At 61.1% G+C, this 23,685-nt stretch carries 18 protein-coding genes; 7 read left to right on the plus strand and 11 right to left on the minus strand.

What is annotated here, in order from left to right; translation table 11 throughout:
- Positions 1–31: 31 nt before the first annotated feature.
- On the minus strand, positions 32–664 hold the full coding sequence (fabR, locus tag A6D6_RS16515) for an HTH-type transcriptional repressor FabR (protein WP_133492876.1): 633 nt from the start codon (positions 662–664) through the stop codon (positions 32–34).
- A 253-nt stretch (positions 665–917) separates the two neighbouring features.
- Between fabR and A6D6_RS16520 the strand changes: the two genes are divergently transcribed.
- Positions 918–2,924, plus strand: coding sequence for an SDR family oxidoreductase (locus tag A6D6_RS16520; protein WP_133492877.1), 2,007 nt, complete (start codon positions 918–920; stop codon positions 2,922–2,924).
- A gap of 285 nt (positions 2,925–3,209) precedes the next feature.
- On the opposite strand, the gene A6D6_RS16525 is transcribed toward A6D6_RS16520, so the two are convergent.
- A complete protein-coding gene (locus A6D6_RS16525; protein ID WP_159661324.1) occupies positions 3,210–4,193 on the minus strand; it encodes an alpha/beta fold hydrolase in 984 nt (327 codons plus the stop codon).
- Between the two features lie 417 nt (positions 4,194–4,610).
- Between A6D6_RS16525 and A6D6_RS16530 the strand changes: the two genes are divergently transcribed.
- Together A6D6_RS16530 and A6D6_RS16535 are read left to right on the plus strand one after the other, a co-directional pair.
- The gene (locus A6D6_RS16530; protein WP_159661325.1) at positions 4,611–6,107 is read left to right on the plus strand and encodes an adenylate/guanylate cyclase domain-containing protein; all 1,497 of its coding nucleotides are present in this window, start codon (positions 4,611–4,613) and stop codon (positions 6,105–6,107) included.
- Entirely contained in the window at positions 6,094–7,152 is a 1,059-nt protein-coding gene (locus A6D6_RS16535; protein WP_159661326.1) for a tetratricopeptide repeat protein, read from the plus strand. The genes A6D6_RS16530 and A6D6_RS16535 overlap by 14 nt, the downstream gene beginning before the upstream one ends.
- Before the next feature lie 77 nt (positions 7,153–7,229).
- On the opposite strand, the gene gspD is transcribed toward A6D6_RS16535, so the two are convergent.
- The 5 genes from gspD to A6D6_RS16560 form a co-directional block, all read right to left on the minus strand.
- Positions 7,230–9,344 (minus strand): type II secretion system secretin GspD, encoded by a 2,115-nt coding sequence (gspD, locus tag A6D6_RS16540; RefSeq protein ID WP_159661327.1) that lies wholly within the window; start codon positions 9,342–9,344, stop codon positions 7,230–7,232.
- 94 nt (positions 9,345–9,438) lie between these two features.
- Positions 9,439–10,302: a type II secretion system protein N gene (locus A6D6_RS16545; RefSeq protein ID WP_236564140.1), complete on the minus strand. Its 864-nt coding sequence runs from the start codon at positions 10,300–10,302 to the stop codon at positions 9,439–9,441.
- A 209-nt stretch (positions 10,303–10,511) separates the two neighbouring features.
- Positions 10,512–11,231 carry a type II secretion system protein N gene (gspN, locus tag A6D6_RS16550; protein ID WP_133492882.1) on the minus strand — a complete coding sequence of 240 codons (720 nt, stop codon included), beginning with the start codon at positions 11,229–11,231 and terminating at the stop codon, positions 10,512–10,514.
- 642 nt (positions 11,232–11,873) lie between these two features.
- Positions 11,874–12,392 (minus strand): single-stranded DNA-binding protein, encoded by a 519-nt coding sequence (gene ssb / locus A6D6_RS16555; RefSeq protein ID WP_159661328.1) that lies wholly within the window; start codon positions 12,390–12,392, stop codon positions 11,874–11,876.
- 67 nt (positions 12,393–12,459) lie between these two features.
- The gene (locus A6D6_RS16560; RefSeq protein ID WP_159661329.1) at positions 12,460–13,827 is read right to left on the minus strand and encodes an MFS transporter; all 1,368 of its coding nucleotides are present in this window, start codon (positions 13,825–13,827) and stop codon (positions 12,460–12,462) included.
- A gap of 231 nt (positions 13,828–14,058) precedes the next feature.
- Here A6D6_RS16560 and A6D6_RS16565 point away from each other — a divergent pair, with 231 nt between their 5' ends.
- Positions 14,059–14,706, plus strand: coding sequence for a LuxR C-terminal-related transcriptional regulator (locus tag A6D6_RS16565; RefSeq protein WP_055099462.1), 648 nt, complete (start codon positions 14,059–14,061; stop codon positions 14,704–14,706).
- A gap of 131 nt (positions 14,707–14,837) precedes the next feature.
- A complete protein-coding gene (gene uvrA / locus A6D6_RS16570) occupies positions 14,838–17,663 on the plus strand; it encodes an excinuclease ABC subunit UvrA (protein WP_159661330.1) in 2,826 nt (941 codons plus the stop codon).
- 409 nt (positions 17,664–18,072) lie between these two features.
- Here uvrA and A6D6_RS16575 read toward each other — a convergent pair whose 3' ends face one another.
- On the minus strand, positions 18,073–18,423 hold the full coding sequence (locus tag A6D6_RS16575; protein ID WP_133492886.1) for a hypothetical protein: 351 nt from the start codon (positions 18,421–18,423) through the stop codon (positions 18,073–18,075).
- 551 nt (positions 18,424–18,974) lie between these two features.
- On the opposite strand from A6D6_RS16575, the gene A6D6_RS16580 reads away from it, so the two are divergent.
- Positions 18,975–20,276, plus strand: coding sequence for a glycerophosphodiester phosphodiesterase family protein (locus tag A6D6_RS16580; RefSeq protein WP_159661331.1), 1,302 nt, complete (start codon positions 18,975–18,977; stop codon positions 20,274–20,276).
- Positions 20,277–20,332: 56 nt separating this feature from the next.
- Here A6D6_RS16580 and A6D6_RS16585 read toward each other — a convergent pair whose 3' ends face one another.
- The 3 genes from A6D6_RS16585 to dauA all read right to left on the minus strand — a co-directional run bounded on the left by A6D6_RS16585 (position 20,333) and on the right by dauA (position 23,245).
- On the minus strand, positions 20,333–20,803 hold the full coding sequence (locus A6D6_RS16585) for a GyrI-like domain-containing protein (protein WP_159661332.1): 471 nt from the start codon (positions 20,801–20,803) through the stop codon (positions 20,333–20,335).
- A gap of 69 nt (positions 20,804–20,872) precedes the next feature.
- Complete coding sequence (locus A6D6_RS16590) at positions 20,873–21,409, minus strand: ferritin-like domain-containing protein (RefSeq protein WP_159661333.1); 537 nt, start codon at positions 21,407–21,409, stop codon at positions 20,873–20,875.
- 120 nt (positions 21,410–21,529) lie between these two features.
- Entirely contained in the window at positions 21,530–23,245 is a 1,716-nt protein-coding gene (gene dauA / locus A6D6_RS16595; RefSeq protein ID WP_159661334.1) for a C4-dicarboxylic acid transporter DauA, read from the minus strand.
- Between the two features lie 80 nt (positions 23,246–23,325).
- On the opposite strand from dauA, the gene A6D6_RS16600 reads away from it, so the two are divergent.
- Complete coding sequence (locus tag A6D6_RS16600) at positions 23,326–23,535, plus strand: ribbon-helix-helix protein (RefSeq protein WP_133492891.1); 210 nt, start codon at positions 23,326–23,328, stop codon at positions 23,533–23,535.
- Positions 23,536–23,685 lie beyond the last annotated feature (150 nt).

Genomic DNA, 23,685 nt, shown 5'->3' on the forward strand with positions numbered 1-23,685 from the left:
CCCAGGCCGCCAGCGGGCCGCCGGAAGACCACTAAAGGCGCTCACCCTGAGCCCAGCGACGCCCTCCCAGGGCCAGGATCGCCAGTTGCTCCACCGCGTTGGCGGCCAGTTCCTCGCGCCGCGCCGGAGAGACATCCAGCATCGCCACGCCAAGTCCGAACATCAGCGACACCGCTGCTTCCGCCTCACGCTCGGCGGGCACCGCCGGGCGCCCCTGGGCCGCCACCACCGAGCGGATATCCTCGGCCAACTCATCCACCAGCAATTGCAGCTCACTGTGAATACGGGCCCGATAGCGCCGGCTGCGCCCAAGCCGCTGCTGCAGCAACAGGCGAAACTCGCCTTCGTTGGACAGAATGAAGCGGCCGAAACGTCCCACCAACTCCTGAATCGCCTGGCGTGGCCCGATCTCGATCATGCTGCGCCGCCCCTCCGACATGGCCACACGCAGCCGAAAGCAGGCTTCGTCAATCAATGCCAGCCCCAGCGCTTCCATATCGGGAAAATGGTTATACAGAGACGTGGCGGCGAGGCCGGCTTCACGAGCCACCTCGCGCAATCCCAGACTGTCCAGGCCCCGCCCGCCAGCCATCAATTGCCGGGCCGCGCCCAGAATCCGTTCGCGGGTTTCCTTTTTCTGCTTTTGTCGCAGGGTTTCCGTCATTCTCAACAAACAACTGTTAGTTATTACTTATCCCTATATAGCCATAAAAGGCAGGCTTCTTGCAACAGCCTGGGGAGGCTGTTGACATTAGAAGGTAATGACCACAAAATAACTAACACTTGTTAGCTGTAAAAACGAGACCGGTCCACGCTGGTATCGTCCGGACAAGGGGCGCATCATCGATCAGGTGCCCGGCAAGATCGCCAAACAGGCTCTACAACAAATCGTGCGTGCTAACGAGGGACTGACCACCATGAATTATTTCGTCACAGGGGCCACCGGCTTCATCGGCCGCTTTCTGGTTGCCCGGCTTCTGAAACGGGAAGGCAGCCGGGTCTTCGCCCTGGTTCGTCCGGGCTCCGAATACAAGCTGGAGGCGCTGCGGCGACGCCTGGGCGTGGAGGAGCAGCGCCTGGTGCCGATCACCGGTGATCTGACGAGAAAAAGCCTGGGGCTGAGCAAGCGGGACCTGGATGACCTGCGCGGCCAGATTGACCATTTTTTCCACCTGGCGGCGATCTATGACCTCAATGCCGACGAGAACACTCAGCGTTACACCAATATCGAAGGCACCCGCCAGACCCTGAAACTGGCGGAACAGTTGCAGGCCAGCTGTTTCCATCACGTTTCCTCGGTAGCCGCCGGCGGGCTCTATCCCGGCACCTTCACCGAAGACATGTTCGAAGAAGCCACCGGCCTGGACAATCCCTACCTGCTGACCAAGCATGAATCGGAAGCGCTGGTGCGCCAGGAAAGCCAGATACCCTGGCGCATCTACCGGCCGTCTCTGGTAGTGGGCCATTCCCAGACCGGGGAAATGGACAAAATCGACGGCCCGTACTATTTCTTCAAACTGATCCAGAAGCTCAAGGATTACCTTCCCAACTGGTTCCCGCTGGTGGGCGTGGAAAGCGGCCATTTCAACATCGTTCCAGTGGATTTCGTGGCCAACGCACTGGATCACATCGCCCATCAAACCGACGGCAATGGTCAGTGTTTTCACCTGACCGCCGGGCGCAGCTATAACTTCAGCGAGGTGATGGACATCATCGCCGGTGCCGCCCAGGCGCCGCGCATGCCGGTGCGCCTGGATAATCGTGTCTTCAACGCGGTACCCGGTTTCGTCAGGAAAGGCGTCAACGCACTGACGCCGAAAGCCCTGATCAACCAGTTGCTGGAAAGCCTGGATATTCCCCCCACCATCGTTCAATTCCTGACGTTCCCGACCCAGTATGACAATCAGCGGGCCAGGGCCGCACTGGAGGGCAGCGGCATTGAAGTGCCGGATCTGGAAAGCTACATCCAGCAGTTGTGGGATTTCTGGGAAAACCACCTGGACCCGGAACGGGATCAACGTGAGGATGAATTGCAGCCGTTGCCATCGCTGCCGGACAAGGTGGAAGACAAGGTGGTACTGATCACCGGAGCCACTTCCGGGATCGGCAAGGCCTCGGCCCTGAAGCTGGCTCGCGCCGGCGCCACCGTGCTGGTGGTGGCCCGTACTCCCGAGAAACTGGAGGAGACCCTGCACGAGATCAAGCAGGTGGGGGGCATCGCCCGGGCCTACCGCTGCGACGTCTCGAAGCTGGAGTCCGTGGACGACCTGGTGAAAGAGGTCCTGGAGGATTACGGCCGGGTCGATATCCTGGTGAACAACGCTGGCCACTCCATTCGCCGCTCGGTGGTCAACTCGGTCTACCGCTTCCACGATTTCGAGCGCACCATGCAGCTGAACTATTTCGGCTCCTTGCGGCTGATCATGCGCCTGCTACCGAGCATGCTCGAACAGGGCAGCGGGCACGTCATCAATATCTCCAGTATCGGGGTTCTGACCAACGCGCCGCGCTTCTCCGCCTATGTGGCGTCCAAGGCCGCGCTGGACTCGTTCACCCGTTGCGCCGCCAGCGAGCTGGCTCACCAGGGCATCCGTTTCACCACCATCAACATGCCTCTGGTGCGCACGCCGATGATCGCGCCCACCAAGCTGTACAATCACGTGCCCACCATCAGCCCCAGCCAGGCGGCGGACATGATCTGCGACGCCATCGTGCGCCAACCCAAACGGATCGCCACCAGTCTCGGCGTTCTCGGCCAGGTGATGCACTTCATTACTCCACGGGCCACGGAAACGATCATGAACACCGGCTACAAACTGTTCTCCGACTCCGCCGCCGCGATGGGGCGACGCGAGCGCACGCCGAAGCGGATCAGCCGGGAGCAGGCGGCCTTCTCGCGGCTGTTCAAGGGGATTCACTGGTAGCGGGTTCGTTCCGCGCGATGGTGGCGGCCGCCAGGGATGGTGGTCATAAAAAGGTTCATCGCGGTTTAGCGGGAAACGGCCTTGCCTTCCATCATGGACAGCGGAGCCGTATTACGCCCGCTAGTAGACGTCCATTCCGGTCATTCCAGTCATTCCGCTATGAACCATTAAAAAAGGCCCCGCCGTGGGGCCTTGAAAAGCCGGATATACCGGAAGCATACGCAGCGGGGCTTGCGCCCCGGAGAGAATAGTCTCCGATTCACGCCCGGGCCCCCTTGATGCAGATCAGGGTTCGGGGTGATCCCCTCCGGGCGGCGCCGCCTCCGCCAGAAACGCGAGTATTTCCCGATTCACTTCCGCGGCCTGCTCCATCTGGATCCAATGCCCGCACTGGTCCAGGACCACGGTATTCAAATTCGGCACATAGTCCGGCATGCGCGCCAACGCCTTCTGACTGAACATTAGTACCGGATCCTGCATGCCACCGAGAAACAGCACCGGCGCCTGAATCGCCCAGTTGTCGTCAGCGCGGCTTTCTTCCCAGGATGCATCCATGGCCCGGTACCAGTTGAGCGCCCCGGTAAACCCGGTCTTTTCGAAGCGGGCCACGTAATAATCCAGGTCTTCCTCACGCATCCAGCGCGAGGGCCGCGCCGGCACGCGCATGGAATCCAGCACACCGCTGTCATCCGGTGCCACCTGGAAATTGGCCATGCCTTCGGCGGACAGATTGTGAAACAAGGCCCTCAGGCTATATCGAACGTCCTCTCCAAGCTCGTTTTCCGGCACCTCGGCCTGCTGGAAATAAAGCATGTAAAAGAAATGGTCGCCGAACAGGTCCCGCATCGTTTCCGTGGGCGGGCGTGGCGCGGGGCCGCCATAGGGAACCGATAGCCCTACCACCGCCGTTACCCGCTCCGGATAGGTTCTGGCCACTTCCCAAGCCAGTGCACACCCCCAATCATGCCCTACCAGCACCGCCCGCTCGGCGCCAAGCACCTCGATCAGAGCCACCACATCCGCGGCCAGACAGGACAGACGGCAGTCCTCCACCGTCGCCGCGCCCCGGGTTTCGCCGTAACCACGTAAATCCGGCGCCACCGCGTGGTATCCGGACTGAGCCAGCACCGGCAGCTGATAGCGCCACGAGGCCCAGCATTCCGGGAAACCGTGCAAACACAACACCAAAGGGGCACCCTCGGCGCCCGCCTCGGCAATGTACATATCCAGACCATTGGCGGGCACTCGCCGCTCTTTTATAAATCCCATCGTAATTTCCTGGAACCCGCTTTCCCGGGACAATACTCCCGGAACTACCCGGCTACCGGATGCACAAGGCATCCTCCGCCGAAGCCCGTCATGCTGGTTGGGTGGAAACGAGGCCCATTCCATGGTTCCCTAACCTGCGCCATTCTGGCAATGTGACACCGGAACCGCAGCCTGGCAAGCCGCCGACAGGGGACACGCCTTGATCTTCTCCTCCGCGAAGCGGCCATTCAGGTAGAATACGGAATACGGGTAGAAAATACCGAGAGAAAGTAGCAATAGAAAGTACCGATAGAGAATACCAACACGGTGTCGACGGCACCCGGCCCGGTTATGAGCCGCCCCCGGCAAGGGTACGGCGATATTGCCTCAAGCTTCGGCGAAGACGGGCACTCCCAAACGGGCTCTAGGAACAGCAGCGTGGACGATTCTTCAAAACAACAACCGCAACAGAGCAAGCACCGGCTCAGCCGGCTGTTGCGACCTTACCTGCCCGCCTATTTCCCGGTTGCCTGGAAAATGGGCCTGTCGATCTCGGCGATGCTCCTTCTGGGCATGGCCATTCTCGGCACTCTGCTGCTGAACAACCAGCTGGAACGCATGCGCCAACAGGCGGACAGCTTCGGCGGCGCCATAGCCTCCCAATTGGCGCATACCGCCCGTGAACCTCTGCTGGCCGAGGATCGTTTCCTGCTCAAGGTGCACATCAACAACCTGGTTCGCAGCGACAATATTTATGGCGCCACCCTGTTTGACCGGAACGGCGACTTGATCGACGAAGCCGGCGTGCAGCCGACCCAACGCGGACCGCAGAGCGAGGCGGGCGTCAGCCGCTGGACCCTGGCCGACGCCCCCATGAGCACTTATATTTCTCCGGTTATGGTGAACGATACTCAGGTCGGCGCGGTGGCGATCACCCTCTCCGATCAACCTATCGCTCTGGCCCAGAAAGAAGTCCGGACCGCCATGATCACCGCCACCGTGATCATGGGCCTGATCGCCATCATCGCTTCTTTCGTGATCAGCCGCCGGTTGTCCCAGCCGATTCGTGATCTGCTGGCCGCCACCAGCGCCATGCGGCGCGGCGACTTGCAGTTCCGTATCCACGAACGCCGCAATGACGAGATCGGGCTGCTGATCGAGGCCTACAACAGCATGGCTCACAGCATGCTGGAGAAAGACCAGGTGGAAAGGGTTCTGCAGCGCTTCGTCAGCCCTTCGGTGGCGAAAAGCATGATGGCCGACCTGGACCAGGTCACTCTCGGCGGACGGGATGTCAACGCCACCGTGGTGTTCGCCGATATTGTCGGCTTTACCCGCTTGTCGGAGAGTCTGGCACCGGAAGCCGTGGCCCACATGCTCAACGTTTACTTCGACGCCATCGCCTGGGCGGCGGACTCCTATCGCGGCACCATCGACAAATATATGGGCGACTGCGCCATGATTGTGTTCGGGGTGCCGGAAGAGGATCCGGAGCACTTGTTCCATGGCCTCTGCTGCGCGGTGATGATCCAGCGCCTGATCCAGCGCCTCAATGAGCACCGTCAGGCCCGGGGCCTGACCACCGTGGAATTCCGTATCGGTATCAATTCCGGCGCCATGCTGGCCGGCAACCTGGGCTCCCGTGATCGCATGCAGTACACCGTGGTCGGCGATACCGTGAATCTGGCATCCCGGCTCTCAAACATGGCCGCCGCGGGAGAAATCATTGCCGCCGCCTCGGTGTTCAAGGACGCCAATATTGCCCCTCGGGTGCGGGCCCTGGAGTATGGCTCCATGCGCGTTCGTGGCCGACAGGAGCCGGTCAGCACCTATCGGGTCAACGGTGTGCACGCCCTGTCCGAAACCCTGATGGAGCAACGCATCGCCCAATTCCTGACCCGCCTCAATACGGACGGCCACCGTGCATCGTCCTGATTCATCACGCCGCCCCGGATTGCTTTTGCTGGCCGGAGCGCTCGCACTGAGCGCCTGCCAAACCACGCCGCCACCGCCGGAAGTCGCCGAGAAGACCCTGGAGCAGGTACTCCATGAGCACCGTTACCGGGAAGCACTGACAATGCTGGATGAGCGCCTGAGACAAGACGCCCCGGATCATGCGGCACTGAGCCAACAGCGGGAAGACATCATCAAGGCGAGCCGCGAATATCGGGACCAAACCCTGGCGGAAGCACAGCGCCTTGCCGGGCAGGAACAGTGGCGTGAGGCTCAGGGACTACTGGAATCCACCGGCGGCCATTTGATCTATCCCGGCCCGCTGGTGGCCTTGCGTGAGTCACTGCATCAGCAAGAGGCACGGCGCCTGCGGCAACGTCTTTCCGAATGGTGGCAGGCCCAGGCCCGCGCCCTGTTGGACAGCGCCTCCCTGGACAGCACACTCCCCGGCTACACCCTGCCGGAAGCGGGGCAGACCCTCGAGCTTCGCCAGACTCTGCGGGCCGACCTGGCCGAGCGACTCACCGAAGCGGGTAACGCCTACGCCGCGCAGGGGGACTGGTCACGGGCACAACGGGCTTTGCATCTGGCCCACCAGCTACAACCGGATCGACCCGTGCCCGAGGCCCTGAACCAAGCGCAGCAGGTGTTGGCCCAAGCCCGCCACAGAGCCGAGCAACAACAGACCCAACGCCAACAGCAACGCTCGGAGTCTTTAATGGCCGCCTACCGCGAAAGCGGCTCGCTGCAGGATCTGCTGGCAATACGGGAATACCTGCGCACCACCCCCAACAACCATCTCACGGCGTTGCGCGACGAGGTGGAGACGCTTTTCCGAGAGCGTTACAACAAGGATATGGCCACCGGGGATGCGCTCTACGCCCGTGGTGAATATCAGGCCGCGTACGCCATCTGGCAGGAGCTCAAGCCCCTGGCACCGGACAACGTGGAGCTCAACAAGAAGCTGGAAAGAACCCGGCGGGTACTCAACAATCTACGCGCCCTGGACGCCACCTCATCGGAATAGTCCGCTTGCGACAAGCGCTCACTCACCGAAGACGGGAAGAACGGGAAGCGGCGGGAACCCAACCGCTCCCGCGAGGCTTATTGTTCGCCTTGTTCGTCGTCGGCTTTGCTCTTCTGTGCCGCTGAACCCTGCTCGGCGTTGATCACGGGCCCGGAGGCCGGCGGCACCACACTCTCATCGGCGCTGCGTTGCTGTTCGCGCTCATAGGCCCGGCGATAATCATCGGAGGTGCTGGTACGGCCATTGAACAGCCGGTCGACCCGGGTGGGCAGCGGGTTCTTCACTTCCTGCACTAATTCGCCATTCTCATCAACGCTGAACTGCATGGCGGTGATCCCCATGTACTTGTCGCGCGTCATATCCACCAGACGCTCATTGCTTTCCAGGATGGTCGGCTTGATGAAGACCATCAGATTGCGTTTCACGTGAGTCTCGCTGGTGGCGCGGAACAACACACCCAACAGAGGAATATCGCCCAACAGGGGCACTTTGCGCACGGTCTTCTGCACGTCATCACTGATCAAACCCCCCAAGGCGATGGTCTGACCGTCATCCGCCAGCACCGTGGTGGTCAACTGGCGTTTGGTGGTGATGATATCGGACGCGGAGGAATCATCCTTCACCGCGGAGGTTTCCTGATCCAGCTCCAGCCGGATGGTATCCATACCCGCCAGATGCGGGGTTACTTTCAGGGTCAGGCCCACATCTTCCCGTTGGATGGTAGTGAATGGGTTGGCGGTGGTGGAACTGGAGGACGTGGACTGCCCGGTAATGAACGGCACATTCTCCCCCACGATAATGGACGCTTCCTGGTTATCCAGTGTCAGGATGCTCGGAGTGGACAACAGATTGGTGTTGGTGGTGCTGGCCAGGGCCTGAACCAGAGCGCCCCAACGCAGGTTTCCATCCGCGTCGGTTTCGCCAAAACCAGCGGCAATACCGTCGCCCAGCGTCAGATTGGTGGGGTCATCGGTGAGCATGGCCTGGATCAGGCCTTGTACGCTAAGCCCCTGCCCCGAAAAATTGACGCCGCCATAACCGCCACTGCTGCTGCCGGCCAGATACTGAAAGCCCAGGCTGTCAGCCTTGTCGCCGGTGACCTCGACAATCGCCGCTTCAATCAGGATCTGAGTACGCCGTACGTCCAACTGGCTGATCACCGATTGCAGCTCATTCATCATCTCCGGCTCGGCGCGAATCACCAGAGCATTGAGAGAAGCGTCGGCCTGGATCGACACTTTGTTGTCGCCGGTGCCCGCCACGGCGGCGCCACTGGAACCGCCCGGGGTACTGGAACCTTCCCCTCCCTTACGCACCGCCGCCGCCCCCTGGGCGAAGTTCATCAATAGTTCGGCCATATCCTCGGCGTCGCCATGACTCAGACGGATCACCTGAACCCGGCTGGAGGCGGAAGAAGGAGTATCCAGCCGCGCGATCAACGGCAGCAGCCTCGCCCGGGTGGCCCTGTCGCCTTTCAGGATCAGACGGTTGGTGCGCTCATCGGCCACCACCGTGGCGGACTCCGCTCTCGGCGCACGGCGGTTGCCCCCCGCCGCTTGGGGACTGCTGACCAACTGATCGAGCAGCGACACCATGTTGCCGGCGAAAGCGTGCTGCAGCTGAACAATCTCCACCTCTTCACTTTCGGTGTTGTCGAGGTGATGAATGATGGCGCGCATGCGCTGAATATTGTCGGCATGGTCGCTGATGATCAGAGCATTGGCGGAGCCCACCGCCGCCAGATGGCCGTACTGGGGCACCAGGGGGCGCAGCACCGGTACCAGTTCCTCCACCGGGGAGTTCTGCACCGCGATCACCTGGGTTACCAGTTCCTCGCCGCCGGCCTCGTTGGCCTCGGTCATCGGCAGGTTGCTCTGCTTGGCGGTGGTGTTGGTGACGATCTTGACCACATCACCGGAAGGTACCGCGGCGTAACCATGCACCTGAAGAACCGACAGGAACAGCTCATAGACCTCGGCGGACGTCAGCGGCTGATTGGATATCACCGTCACATCACGGGCCCGGACCCGTGGATCGACCACGAAGTTCTTGCCGGTCATCTCCGCCACCTGGCTGATAAACGCCTGTATATCCGCATTACGGATATTGACGGTCCATGTCTTGCCATCGGCGTTCTGCACCACCTGGTCCTGGCCGGCGCGCTGCGCGTGGGCCGGCAGGCTCACGGACACGACAAGGACAGCCAGAATGCTGCCTAGGGCCGGTGCCAGGAGCCTCTTGGCAGAAACTCCACGATGCTGTTTCAGGGGCTCCATAAAGGTCTCGCTACGGTGGATAACTCACGGTGAATTCCTGATCGCCACGCTGTACCACGATGGTGGCGCTCTGGGACTCCTGGAACGACTGCAGTGCCGCCAGGTCATTTTCCTCGGTGCCCAGGAGATACCCGTTCACCGACAAAATCACGTCGCCTTGATTCAGGCCGACCTGCTCGATCAGTTGTTTTGGCGCGGAAGAGCCCAGCGAATACCCCTGGCTCTCGCCACTGGCAACAGCCTTGAGGCCGAGCTGACGAATCAGTGTGGTGCGCTGCTGGCCAAGGTCAGCCTCACCCGGCGAGGATTCCTCGGGCTGTCTTGGCGGAGGAGGCGGCGGCGGCCGGGACGATACCGAGACCCCGCCGAGCGCGGCCAGCTCGCTCAGGCGCAGAGTTTCCAACTGCCCCACGCGTTTGAGGATGATACGGTCGGCGTAAATCTCTTCGACGGTGGCGTTGCCGGGCAAGGCATCGCCGATGTGGTACAGCTCGGCGTCCCCGCCGCTCTCGGCAATAATGGCGGAAGACTGGCTGCGATCCAGACTGCGAAAGACACCGAGCAGTTTCAGTTTAAGGCGGGTATCCGGCGCGTCGACAGGCTTGTCGCTGACGTCCTCCTCCGCCTGGTACACCCCGAACAGGTTCCAGGCTTCCATCTCCGACGGAGAGATGCCGCGACGCTCCCCGCTCTGCCCGGACGCGGACATGGTGCGCAGCCCCGATTCCGGTACCGGATCATTGGGGCCGTAACTCAGCAGCCAGACGGTCTGCGCGATCAGGTAGGCAAGCCCCACCACCAACAGCAACATCACCGCCATACGGAGCGGAGGCTGCCATTGCTGCGCATTTCCCCTTTGGGCCCACTGAATCATAAAAGCGTCACTTCCCGTTATCGTTATACCAACCGCCACCGACCTCCGCCGTTCCGATACCGGAACTGACGACCCAGGGCTGGCCGGATGTCCTTGTTCACCCGGGCCCGCCGCATTGACACACGTTCACGGGTGCCGACGTCGACCGACCCTACAGCGGACACATTACCGTAATATAAAAAATGCGGTTTTTTTTCCAGCGCTATCTGTCAGCGTCCCGGCGGAAACGGCTGACTCATCTGGAACACCACATCGGAGGGATCCCCCCCCTGGCTGACCCCGAGCAATTGGGGCCACGCCCTGAATACTTGTACGTTCAGTTTTTGCTCCGCCACCCGGGCGGCAACCACTTTTTTCTGTTCGGGGTCCGTCACCACCAGCGACGGGCCGGTCTCCATCATGCTCAGACGCCCCTGAAGAGGCGGCACCGGCGCCGACTCACCGCGCCCCCAGCCAACCGTGCCCCCACTGTAATCAAGGGTGCCTTTGGCATCGACCACGGCATCATCGGCGAGTTCCAGAGCAATCAGGGTTACCCTTACCGTGCCATCGGCCTGTCCCTGGGGAATATAGCGGCTTACCATCGCCACCGGCACGCTGGCGCGCCATTGCTCCAGACGCCAGTTACCCCAGGCGGCGCCCAGCCAGCCTTGCACATCCAAATCGTTGGATACCATGGCCAGATCAAGCCCCGGCGTCAATCCGTGCCAATTGACCTCCCAGCGCGCCCGCCCCTGTTGATCGCGCCAACTGACCGCCGCGGAGCCGCTCCACCAGCGCCCCCGGGCGTCGGCCACGGTCAGCGGCGCGCCCCCCGGGCGCAGTTGCGGAATCCGCTCCACCAGCACCGCCGCCGGCATCAACACAATGAGAAACAGGATCAGACTGACGACAAACACCGCCCCCAAGGCGAAACCACGACGCATCATTTCAATCCAACATCCGACATCCTGCCGGGCATGCGATGGTGCCGGCACGGACGTTTGTTTTCCATGGCATACATGGTCATGAATCCACTACACCCCAATGAACTTGCCTGGCCGTGTCCTGATGGACCGACTGGTACGACCGCGCCAGCAACGAAGTCGAAACGTTAACTGTACCTCAATCCGGAGCCTGCTAGCACCTGCTCAAATAGGGCCAGTGCCGCGCGCAGGGCAAGACGGCGCGATTTCACAAGACGGGGCACCAGGGTGGACCATCACGATGACACGCCCATGACGCCCTTTCCCCGGGGCGGGATGGCCATGAAGCGACGGTGACAAGCGCGTCGAGGAAAGCAGGAAAAGGGCCGGCATCAGGAGAAGAAAAAGATCGTTGCCCCGGGAGCGGGGGCAACGAAAAGATGCCAACTGTCTGGATTGATACTTGATGCCGCCTGGCCACCTCGGCGACGGGCAACCTGCCGCGAAATGGTGGGCCGCATTAACAAGACGAGCCGCGACCGCCATGACCGTCGTTTTGTCATGGAATATTCACGGGACCAGGACATTCAGGAAAGGGAAGCTGGAAATCCGCCTCGCGGGGACGCCCAGGGGCAGACGGCCCCCGGGCAGGAGTGGGTCGGGCAGTCAGAACGGGATATCGTCGTCGAAATCGTCGGCCGGGCCACCGAAACCGCCACTTTGACCACCACCGCTCTGGCCGCCGCCCTGGTTGTAGTCATTGCCGCCTTGATCGTAGCCGCCTTGCTGCTGGCGGGGCGCGCCACCGCCCTGGCGGTCGCCGCCACCGAAGCCGCCACCGCCTTCGCCACGGCCATCCAGCATTTGCATTTCGTTGGCGACAATCTCGGTGGTGTAGCGGTCCTGGCCGTCCTGCCCCTGCCATTTACGGGTACGGATCGAGCCTTCAATGTAAACCTTGCTGCCTTTCTTCAAGTATTCACCGGCGATCTCGCCAAGCTTGTTGAAGAACACCACCCGGTGCCATTCAGTACGCTCCTGCATCTGACCGGTCTGCCGGTCCTTCCAGGTTTCCGAGGTGGCCAGGCGGACATTGGTCACCGCCCCGCCACTGGGCATGAAGCGGGTTTCCGGATCGGCACCCAGGTTGCCGATCAATATCACTTTGTTCACCCCTCTCGCCATGGCCTTTCACTCCCTCAAATTCGACTGGCCGCCCTGCGGCGGCGTAACTGGATAAACGGGTATTCTGTCAGTTTTGCCCTTCGGCGGCGAGGGCCTGGAGCGCGTGCTCGTCAAGCAGCTGATTATCCACCTTCAGCAGGGCCAGATGCTTCTCGGTGACCACCACCGCCTCCAGCACACCGGGCACGGCACGCAGCCGCTCCACCGTATGGCGCGGGTCGTCGGCGGGGTTCAGTTGAATGACCCGGTTATCGAGCTTTGGCAGTTCCTTCATGCCGGCCAGACGCCATAACCAGAACAGCGCCATGGCGGCGCACCCATAGAAAACCGCCTCGGCGCCCACCCACTGAAACAGGGCACCGCCCAGTTGCCCGCCGATGAAGACGCCCAGGAACTGGCTGGTGGAGTACACGCCCATGGCGGTGCCACGGGTACCGGCTGGCGCGGCTCGGCCAACCATGGAGGGCAACAGGGCTTCCAGCAGATTGAAGGCCATGAAATAGACAAACAAGGCCAGCACAAAGTGCCACAAGGTCTCGCCGGCCACCGCCAGCAACACCTCGGCGACGATCAGCAAAGCCACCGCCGCTCTTTTGATCGGTACCGCGCCATGGCGCTCCGCGGCGATGATCAGCGGGATCATGGCCAGGAAACCCGCCACCAGAACCACCAGATACAGCAGACTATGCTGCTCCAGGCTCAATCCGAGCCGGGATTGCAATAATTTGGGCAGCACCACGAAGGACGCGGTCATGGTCAGATGCAGCACCAGGATACCCAGATCCAGGCGGCGCAGATCAGGGCTGCCAAGCACCTGCCGGAACCGCTGCGACGGCGGCAGCGCCTCATCCTGCATCACCTTTGGCGCCGGCACCCGCAGCGCCACCAGCAACGCCACCGCCCCGAGGGCCACGGTCAACCAGAACAGGCCGCTCAGTCCCAGCCAGTGAGCCAGCAGTGGCCCCAGAATCAGTGCCAGAATGAAGGAACCGCCCACCGACATTCCGATCAGGGCCATTGCCTTGGTACGGTTGCGCTCGCTCACCACATCGCCGATCAGCGCCATGATGACGCTGGCGATGGCACCGGCCCCTTGCAGGGCACGCCCCAGGATAACGCCGTGGATGGTGTCACTCAGCGCCGCCACCACGCCACCGGCCATGAACAGGGCCAGACCGATCAGTAGCATCGGACGGCGCCCGAAGCGGTCGGAGAGCATACCAAACGGGATCTGCAGACACGCCTGCATCAAACCGTAGGCGCCAATGGCGGTACCGATCAGCAGCGGGGTGGCGCCCTCAAGCTGCCCACCGAACACGGCGAACACCGGTAGAATCATGAACAGCCCGAACATACGCAGGGCAAAGATCGCGGCCAGGGAACCGCTGGCACTGATTTCCGTGCGCCGTAGCGCGGCGGTGGGCTGATCCGTCATGGTGATTGACAACTGGTGCGACTGGTTAGGGGCGGCAAGTGTACCAGATTCCCCCGGCACCGGGCGGGAACAAAACGACCGGATACCGATCCGAATCAAGCCCGAACCTGTAAAACCTTGTCAGTTAAGGCAATAGCAAATTGAACCGCCCCGCCAGGGGTGATAGATTTTTGCACAATACGGTATTTTTCGTAGCCACTCCGATAGCCTCAGCGCATCACGGAAGACTCCATGGACAAAATCCCTGCTCAGAAGGTGTACGTGGTTGGTAACCAGCACCTGCAAAACGCCCTGCTTACCGAGTTTCTCGCTAAGGAGTCCATTCCCGCCACCGCCGTGAAAACGGTTGACATGGTAGCCGAAGACGATCTGGCCGGAGCGGAGCAGAACCTGTTCCTGGTGGATTACCATTCGGTGGACGTCAACGATGTCATCAATCATCTCCTGGCCGTGGACCAGCGCCTGGATTGCGACGTGCTCACCGGCGTCTTCAACGTGGACGACGACGCCTCCCTGTCGCGTCTGGCCGGCCTGCCGATGGTCAATGGCGGCTTCCTGCACGACTGCCCCCAGGGCCTGCTGACCAAGGGTATCAAGGCAATTTTCGAAGGCGAGCTGTGGTTCCCGCGCAAAGTGCTGCAGCAATATCTGGTGAAAAGCCGCGCGTTCAACAAGACCTTCTCACGCAGCGAAGTGAATCTGACCGACCGCGAAGTGGAAGTACTCAAAGTCATGGCCACCGGCGCCAAGAACTCCGAGATTGCCAGCGCCCTGAACCTCAGCCCCCATACCATCAAGACCCATATCTACAACATCTTCAAGAAGATCAACGCTTCCAATCGCCTGCAGGCGGTGAACTGGGCCCAGGAAAACCTGTGATTCCCCCCGGCCGACACGCATCGCGTGTCGGCCCTTCCAGTCCCGCCGCCGCCCGACCGTTCATTTCTTTTCTCCTTCACATCATTTCCCCTATACTCCACTGTTCATTTTGACAGTAGGTGGCAGTACCCATGGATACCATTCTGGTGCGCGGTGCCCGTACCCATAACCTGAAAAACGTGGACCTGGACATTCCACGGGACAAGTTGGTGGTGATCACCGGCCTGTCCGGTTCCGGCAAATCGTCGCTGGCGTTCGACACGCTCTACGCCGAAGGGCAACGCCGCTACGTGGAGTCGCTGTCCACCTACGCCCGGCAGTTCCTGTCGATGATGGAAAAGCCCGATGTCGACCATATCGAGGGGCTGAGCCCGGCGATTTCCATCGAACAGAAGTCCACCAGCCACAACCCACGCTCCACCGTGGGCACCATTACCGAGATCTACGACTATCTTCGGCTGCTGTTCGCCCGGGTAGGCGAACCCCGCTGTCCCGAGCACGACACGCCACTGACGGCCCAGACCATCAGCCAGATGGTGGATCAGGTACTGGCCATGGAGGATGGGGCCCGGCTGATGCTGTTGGCGCCAGTGGTTCGGGAAAAAAAAGGCGAGCATCTGCATCTGTTCGACGAACTTCGTGCCCAGGGTTTCGTGCGGGTCCGGGTCAACGGCCGTATCCACGACATGGACGACACCCCGCCCCTGGACAAGAACAAGAAGCACACCGTCGAAGTGGTGGTGGATCGTTTCAAGGTGCGTCCGGATCTGCAGAATCGTCTGGCGGAATCGTTCGAGACCGCCCTGCACCTGGCGGATGACATCGCCGTAATCGCCCCCATGGACGGCAAGGGCGAAGAGACGACTTTCTCCGCCAAATTCGCCTGCCCCCACTGTGGCTACTCCATTCCAGAACTGGAACCCCGCTTGTTTTCATTCAACAACCCGGCCGGTGCCTGCCCGAGCTGCGACGGTCTGGGTGTCAAACAGTTCTTCGACGAGGACAAGGTCATCACCAGCGATGAACTGTCCCTGGCCGAGGGCGCGATTCGCGGCTGGGACCGCCGCAACGTCTACTATTTCCAGATGCTCACCTCTCTGGCTGACAGCATCGGCTTTGATATGGATGTGCCGTTCAAAAAACTGAGTAAAACCGTCCGCAAGAAGATCCTCTACGGTACCGGCAAGGAAAACGTGGAATTCCGCTATCTCAACGACCGTGGAGACATCATCAGCCGCAACCATCCGTTCGAGGGCATCATCCCCAACATGGAGCGCCGCTATCGGGAAACCGAGTCGGACGCGGTACGCGAGGATCTGGCCACCTACCTGTCGACCTCCACCTGCCCGAGCTGTCACGGCTCCCGGCTTCGGGAAGCCGCCCGGCATGTGTTCATCGACGAAACCACACTGCCCCAGGTGGTGCGCATGGCGGTGGGCAAGGCATTCGACTATTTCGATCAACTGAAACTGGCCGGCAGCCGGGGCGAGATCGCCGAGAAGATTCTCAAGGAAATCCGTGACCGTCTGCAGTTCCTGGTCAATGTCGGCCTGGACTATCTGACTCTGGAGCGCAGCGCGGAGACCCTGTCCGGCGGTGAGGCCCAGCGTATCCGCCTGGCCAGCCAGATCGGCGCTGGCCTGGTGGGGGTAATGTACGTGCTCGACGAGCCCTCCATTGGCCTGCATCAGCGCGACAATGAGCGCCTGCTCAGCACCCTGACCCGGCTGCGTGATCTCGGCAATACCGTACTGGTAGTGGAGCACGATGAGGACGCCATCCGTATGGCGGACCATGTCATCGATATCGGCCCCGGCGCTGGCGTGCATGGTGGACAAGTGGTGGCCCAGGGCAAACCGGAAGACGTGGCCGGCAACCCCCGGTCCCTGACCGGTGACTATTTGTCCGGCCGGCGCGCCATCGCCGTTCCGAAAAAACGGGTCGCCGCCAACGACCGCTGGCTGGAACTCACCGGCGCCAGCGGCAATAACCTCAAAGACGCCCATCTCAAACTGCCGGTGGGCCTGTTCACCTGCATTACCGGCGTCTCGGGTTCCGGCAAGTCCACGCTGATCAACCACACCCTGTACCCGGTGGCCGCCACCCGCCTGAACAAAGCCACCACTCTGCGCGCGGCGCCGTATCGGGAGATCAAGGGGCTCGATCACTTCGACAAAGTGGTGGATATCGATCAGAGCCCGATCGGCCGCACCCCGCGTTCCAACCCGGCCACTTACACCGGTATTTTCACACCGGTGCGGGAGCTGTTCGCCGGTACCCAGGAAGCCCGCTCCCGCGGCTACAAGCCCGGCCGTTTCAGCTTCAACGTCAAGGGCGGCCGCTGCGAGGCCTGCCAGGGCGATGGCGTGATCAAGGTGGAAATGCACTTTCTGCCAGACATTTATGTTCCCTGCGAGGTGTGCGAAGGCAAACGCTACAATCGGGAAACCCTGGAAATCACCTACAAGGGCAAGAATATCTACGAAGTGCTGGAAATGACCGTGGAAGAGGGTCGCGAGTTTTTCGACGCGGTGCCGGCTTTGCAACGGCGTCTGCAGACCCTGCTGGACGTGGGTCTGAGTTACATCAAACTGGGCCAGGCCGCCACCACACTGTCCGGCGGTGAAGCGCAACGGGTAAAGCTGGCGCGGGAACTGTCCCGTCGCGATACTGGCAACACGCTCTACATTCTCGACGAGCCCACCACCGGGCTGCACTTCCAGGATATTCAGTTGTTGCTGGACGTCCTCAACCGGCTGCGCGACCACGGCAACAGTATCGTCGTGATCGAGCACAACCTGGACGTGATCAAGACCGCCGACTGGATCGTTGATCTTGGCCCGGAGGGCGGTGACGGCGGCGGCGAGATCATCGCCGAGGGCACGCCGGAACAGGTGGTCAAGGTCAAAGCCAGCCACACCGGGCGCTTTCTGAAACCTCTACTGGGAAAAAAATAAAGTTCATCGCGGATTGGCGGGAAATCGACTCTTTGTGATGGGAAGCCTTGGTGCTTCGCAGGCGGGTCTTGCGTGTATCCCGGGTGCCCATGACCCGCCGTGAATACATCCCTGTAGGCTTGCGTTCGGCGTCCTGCCTCACACAGTCATGGACACCCGGGATACACGCAAGACCCTCGGTCACAGCCAACCGAAGGGTTCTGTGTTCTTTCCACCCAACCTTGATTCGAAGTTGGGCACTTCAGAACTCGCGGAGTGTCGCCGGTCAGGACGTTCCAGGACCGTGTTTGGCCAGGGATGGCCAAACACGAGCTTACAGGGACGTATTCACAGCGTGTCCTGGAACGCCCTGACCGGTGACGCTCCCCTCCAGAAAGGCAAAACCCCGGATTGAAAGGAAGCCCTTCCCCTAATCCTCCACTGGGCGCCCGCGGTACATTCGTTTGCTTTTCTTCACCGGCTTGGGCGTTCTGGCCTGGGAAGGTTTCTCCTCTGAACGAACCGCCTGCCCACGGTACATCTGACGAGGCGCCTCGGGCTCAGCCGGAAGCTCCGGCGCCAGGCTATCGATTTCGCTCAGCAACGCACGGATCCGCGTGTCCTGGCTAACCCGGGCATAGTGTCTGAGCTGTTGGCGCAGGTCAGCATCAGACAATCGCAGCGCTACCGCGAATTCCTCGCGAATCCGGCGCCGGCATTGATTTACCAGACTGACCACCTGCCGGTGCATCAACCAGTGATCGCTCAATCCCGTGCTCATGCCTCCCCCCCTTTTTTCTGGCTCATCGCGGTTTAGCGGGAAGTCTCGCTCCAGCCGGGCTCCGTGCAGCCCCGATTCGAGTGAACCGCCGCGTTGCGGACGCCAACAACGACAAACCTTTCCAGGAGAGGAAAGGAGACCCGTATTGCTCGGTTACCTCGAAGACATCCATTCAGATCATGCTACGAAGCCGCTGTGGGAAGCTTGCTTGCAAGCGAATCGCCAACGACCCAGGGCATTCGCGGCCAAGGCCGCTTCCCACAGCGGCTTCGTAGCCCCTTCCGTTACAGACCCGCGCCCATGATTAAAGCACCGTGGCCCTCTAAACTGCGATGAACTTTTTTCTTTCCTGAATAAAGAAGCAGCATCCATGCCAAACGCGCACCGTAACGGAACATCCTTCCGCGAAAGGCACCCTGCCTCCTGGGAGATCGTGACACAACGCACACTTCAGACATCCGGCTCGAGCGGAGGCACGACGCTAACCGGATCGTCATAGAACATTCCTAGGTTGGGAAGTCCGCCAATAACTCAAGAAGGGAGCTCCCGCCATGCGTTCGACCGTGACTCGTTCCATGCTTGCCCTGTCCCTGCTCGGTCTGGCCACCGCTGCCTGCGCCAACAACGGCAAAGGTAACGGTTATGGCCACGGTGCCGATCACGGCCCCGACCGCCACCGCCCTGTCCATATCGCCGGCACGGTGGAACTGGGGCCACGCCCCTACTATCTGGTGGACGACATGGATCCCGGCCCGTTGAAGCGGCGCCTGCAGTCCTGTGCCGAGCGGAAACGCCCGCAACGGAGCACGGACTGGTCCATCGGCCACCGGGGTGCCCCGCTACAGTTCCCCGAACATACCGAGGAATCCTACCGGGCCGCCGCTCGCATGGGTGCCGGTATTCTGGAATGCGATGTCGCCTTCACCCGGGACAAGGAACTGGTTTGCCGCCATTCCCAGTGCGATCTGCACACCACCACCAACATCCTGGCCACCGATCTGGCCGGCAAATGCAGCAGCCCGCCCGTGCCGTTGGGCAATGGTGAATACGACTTCAGCAATGTGAGCTGCTGCACCAGTGATCTGACCCTGGAAGAATTCAAAAGCCTTGAAGGCAAGATGGACGCCGGCAATCCCGATGCCCGCACCGTGGAGGAATACATGGCGTCCACACCGGACTGGCGCACCGATCTCTACAGTCAGAACGGCACTTTGATGAGCCACAAGGAGAGCATCGCGCTGTTCCAGGAACTGGGCGTGAAAATGACTCCCGAGCTCAAGGAACCCAGTGTTCCCATGCCGTACGACGGGGACTACACCCAGGAACGGTACGCCCAGCAATTGATCAACGAGTACAAGGAAGCCGGCGTCTCACCCCGTCAGGTGTTGCCCCAATCGTTCAATCTGGATGACGTGCTTTACTGGATCAGCGCCGAGCCGGCCTATGGCCGCCAGGCGGTTTACCTGGACGATCGTGACGGCAGCGGACTGGACCCGCAAAACCCCGGCACTTGGGAACCGGACATGGCCACCCTGGCCGGTCAAGGCGTGAATTATCTGGCGCCGCCGCTGTGGATGCTGGTCACCACCGATGCCAATAACCAGATCGTTCCCAGCGAATATGCCCGAGCGGCCAAAGCCGCCGGGTTGCAACTGATTGCCTGGTCACTGGAGCGTTCCGGTCCACTGGCCTCGGGAGGCGGCTGGTATTATCAGAGCGTCAATGAGGCCATCGACAATGACGGCGACACACTGACACTGCTGGACGTGCTGGCCCGAGACGTAGGGGTGACCGCGGTCTTCTCCGATTGGCCCGCTACCACTACTTTCTACGCCAACTGCATGGGCCTGTAAGCAGCGCCTCAGGGGCCGAGGCCGGGCCCGGAGCCCGGTCCCCGCCCCGAGAACGCTTAGCGGATGCCGACGTACAGGGTGACCTTGTCGGTACTCTCGTAGACCTCATAGTCCGTATCAAACGCCCTCTGCGGCGCCTGCGCCGACTCGAAATAAGCCCATACCCGCGCCCAGGTTTCCGGAACGATCCTGTCCAGCGGCCCCTGCGCTTCAAAAGCCAGATAGTCGCCCGCATTGAGCACCGCCGTGAGGTAGTCGTCCGGCACCTTGGCCTCATCGGTGACTTCGACCCCGGCCAGCACGCTGTACTCGCCGTCCATGCCGTTACTGTACTCGGTGTAAACACCATACACCGGGGACCCCGCCGCCTTATCCGGGATCACCTCATTCAGTTTTTCGCTTTCAAAGCTTTGCCAGAGGCGGGGAATGCGGGCGTCATCCGAGCGCATTTCCAACTCATTACTGGTGCGTATCTGAATGCCGGCGATAATACGGCCAGGTTGTTTCACGACACGGGGCTCGGTCATAGATATCTCCATTGCGACGTCGGCGTAAGCGGCGCCGGCTCTCCGGCCAGCGCTCCGTGAAAGGGAAAATCAAAGCGCCTCCAGGATCGCCGCCATATCATCGGCGTGTTCTTCCTCCTGGGCCAGGATTTCCTCCATGATACGACGGGTGGTGGGGTCCTTCTCGCCCAGATAGGCCGCGATCTCACGATAGCTGTCGATAGCAATCCGCTCAGCGACCAGATCCTCGCGCACCATATCCCTGAGAGTCTCGCCTTCCACGTATTCCGCATGGGATCGACTTTGCAGACCTTCAGGGGAAAAATTCGGTGCCCCTCCCAATTGCACGATGCGTTCGGCCAGCCAGTCCGCGTGCTGTTGTTCCTGCTGGGCGTGTTCGAGGAACTCCTCGGCGGCGATACTGGCGTTGAGCCCATCCGCCATATAGTAGTGCCGTTTATAACGCAGCGTGCACACGATTTCCGTGGCCAGGGCCGCATTCAACAGCTCGACCACCTGGGCGCGATCCGCGTTGTAGCCTTCGGTCACCGCCCCTTGTTCGATGTGTTTACGAGCTCGCTCTCGCAGCGTTTTGATATCGGTCAGAAACGGTTGTTTGTCGCTCATGATACCTCCCCGCGGTTTCAGACATGGGAACCTGAGTCTGACTAGTGATGCTCTCCACAATCAGGGAACACAAGAGGGGGAAACGCAAAATTGCGTAAAGTCGGGGAGCACCGCCACACCTCAAGCCAGCGACTTCAGGGCTTCATCGAGACTCGGAGAGAATCTCAATTTCCCCGGCAGCGGCTCCATACCGGCACGGGCCAGGGTCTTGAGAGGCTGGAAACCCAGATCCGCTACCATCACCTGGCAACCACTGGCGGCACAGCGATCGACAAAACCCTGCAGAGCGGACACACCCCCACCATCGAGGACAGACACGCCATCCATATACAACACCACACCAGAGCGGCCGGCGGCCAGGCCGTCGGCCTCCGCGAAGACACGGTCGGCGGCGGCAAAGAACAACGGACCCACGATCTTGAGCACGCCCCACTGTTCCGGGATCTGATAGTCCCGCAGCCGGGGCGAGTTGGTGATGTCGGAAATCCGCGTCATGGCGGCGATTTCACGCATGAACAACAAGGCGGCCAGCAGTACCCCCACGGTGATAGCCACCACCATATCCAGAAACACGGTAAGGGAAAAACAGCTCAGAAAGACCAACACCTCACCCAGAGGAGCACGACGGAGCAAGCGCATTGCTTTATGCGCCTCGCTCATATTCCAAGCCACCATCATCAGCAATGCCGCCATCGCCGGCATTGGCAGATAGGCCAGCAAAGGCCCCAACACCACCATACCCAGCAGCACCACGGCGGCGTGAATCATGGATGCCACAGGCGATCTGGCACCGGCCTTGAAATTGGCGGCGGATCGGGCAATCGCCGCGGTGGCGGTGATACCGCCAAAAAACGGGGCCACCAGATTACCGATACCCTGCCCCAACAGCTCGCTATTGGCACTGTGGCGCTTACCTGACATACCGTCCAGGACCACCGCGCACAGCAACGACTCAATGGCACCGAGCATGGCAATAGCGAAAGCCGCGGGCACCAATTCCCGCCAGGACGCCCAGGACCAGAAGTGGCTGTTACCGCCCCCCGCACCATGATTCCAGGGCCAGTCGACGGCCGGCAGTACCGATGGGATCCCGTGCCCCAGGGAGCCGTCCGGCAACAGAAAGCTGAAACGGGAGCCCAGGGTCTCCACCGGCAGTTGATAACGGTTGAGGCACCACGCCAGCAGCGATCCGATCAGTACCGCCGGCAAATGGGCCGGTAGCGGTGTCTTCAGTCGCGGCCAGAGAATCAGCGTGGCCAGCGTTATCACCGCCACTAACAGACTGGGGCCATGCAGGCCGGGCAAGTACTGAATCAGCACTGACCATTTCTGCAGGTAGCCTTCCGGCGCCGGACCAGTGTGAAGGCCCAGAAAATCGCTGAGCTGCAGGGTCGCGATCACCACCGCGATGCCCGCGGTGAAGCCCAGTGTCACCGCCTGCGGGATGTACTCGATCAGCCTTCCGAGGCGGCACACCGCCATCAGGATCAGCATGACACCCGCCAGTACCGACGCCATCAGCAATCCGGGCAAACCGTGACTCTGCGCCACCGGGTAGAGAATCACCACAAAAGCGGCGGTCGGCCCCGAGACACTGAAGCGCGAGCCCCCGGTCAAGGCAATCAGAAAGCCGGCGATAATGGCGGTGTACAGCCCATGCTGGGGAGGCACCCCGCTGGCAATGGCCAGCGCCATGGACAAGGGAATGGCGATGACACCAACCGTGAGCCCGGCGACCAGGTCCTTTCTCAGCTCACCCGCGCCATAGCCTTCCGCCACGCACTCCCGCAGCGCATAACCTATTTTCAACGAGAACAGATAGCGACGGTGTGACATAAAGGCCAAATCCCATTGAAGAGAAATCAGATGAGTATTATATTCCTATTCAACATTCACTCAATGTTAATCAAATTAACATGGAAAAACGCACTGCCCGCCTCACCCTTCTTATTGATCCTCGCAAAAAGCGCGCATTCGAGCAGCTCTGCGCCCGTGAGGACGTCACGCCCTCACAGAAAGTACGGCAATTCATTCGGGAATATGTCCAGGCGCAACTGGGCCCGGATTGGCTGGAACAGGCGGATGCCTTTCCAGACCAGGAAGAGGACGATCACAAACAATCTTGAAAGAAGCAGCCGCCCACGACGGAAAAAGAACAGGGGACGAGCTTTGACGCCGCCGCTGAGGGCCTGAGGGGAGAGCCCGCCAGAAAGACAAGACACAAAAAAGCCGGGCATATCCCGGCTTTTTTGTTGATGCTGACCCGCCCTGAATAG

This window comes from Alcanivorax xiamenensis (genome assembly GCF_009846745.1).
GTDB classification, from domain to species: Bacteria; Pseudomonadota; Gammaproteobacteria; order Pseudomonadales; family Alcanivoracaceae; genus Alloalcanivorax; species Alloalcanivorax xiamenensis.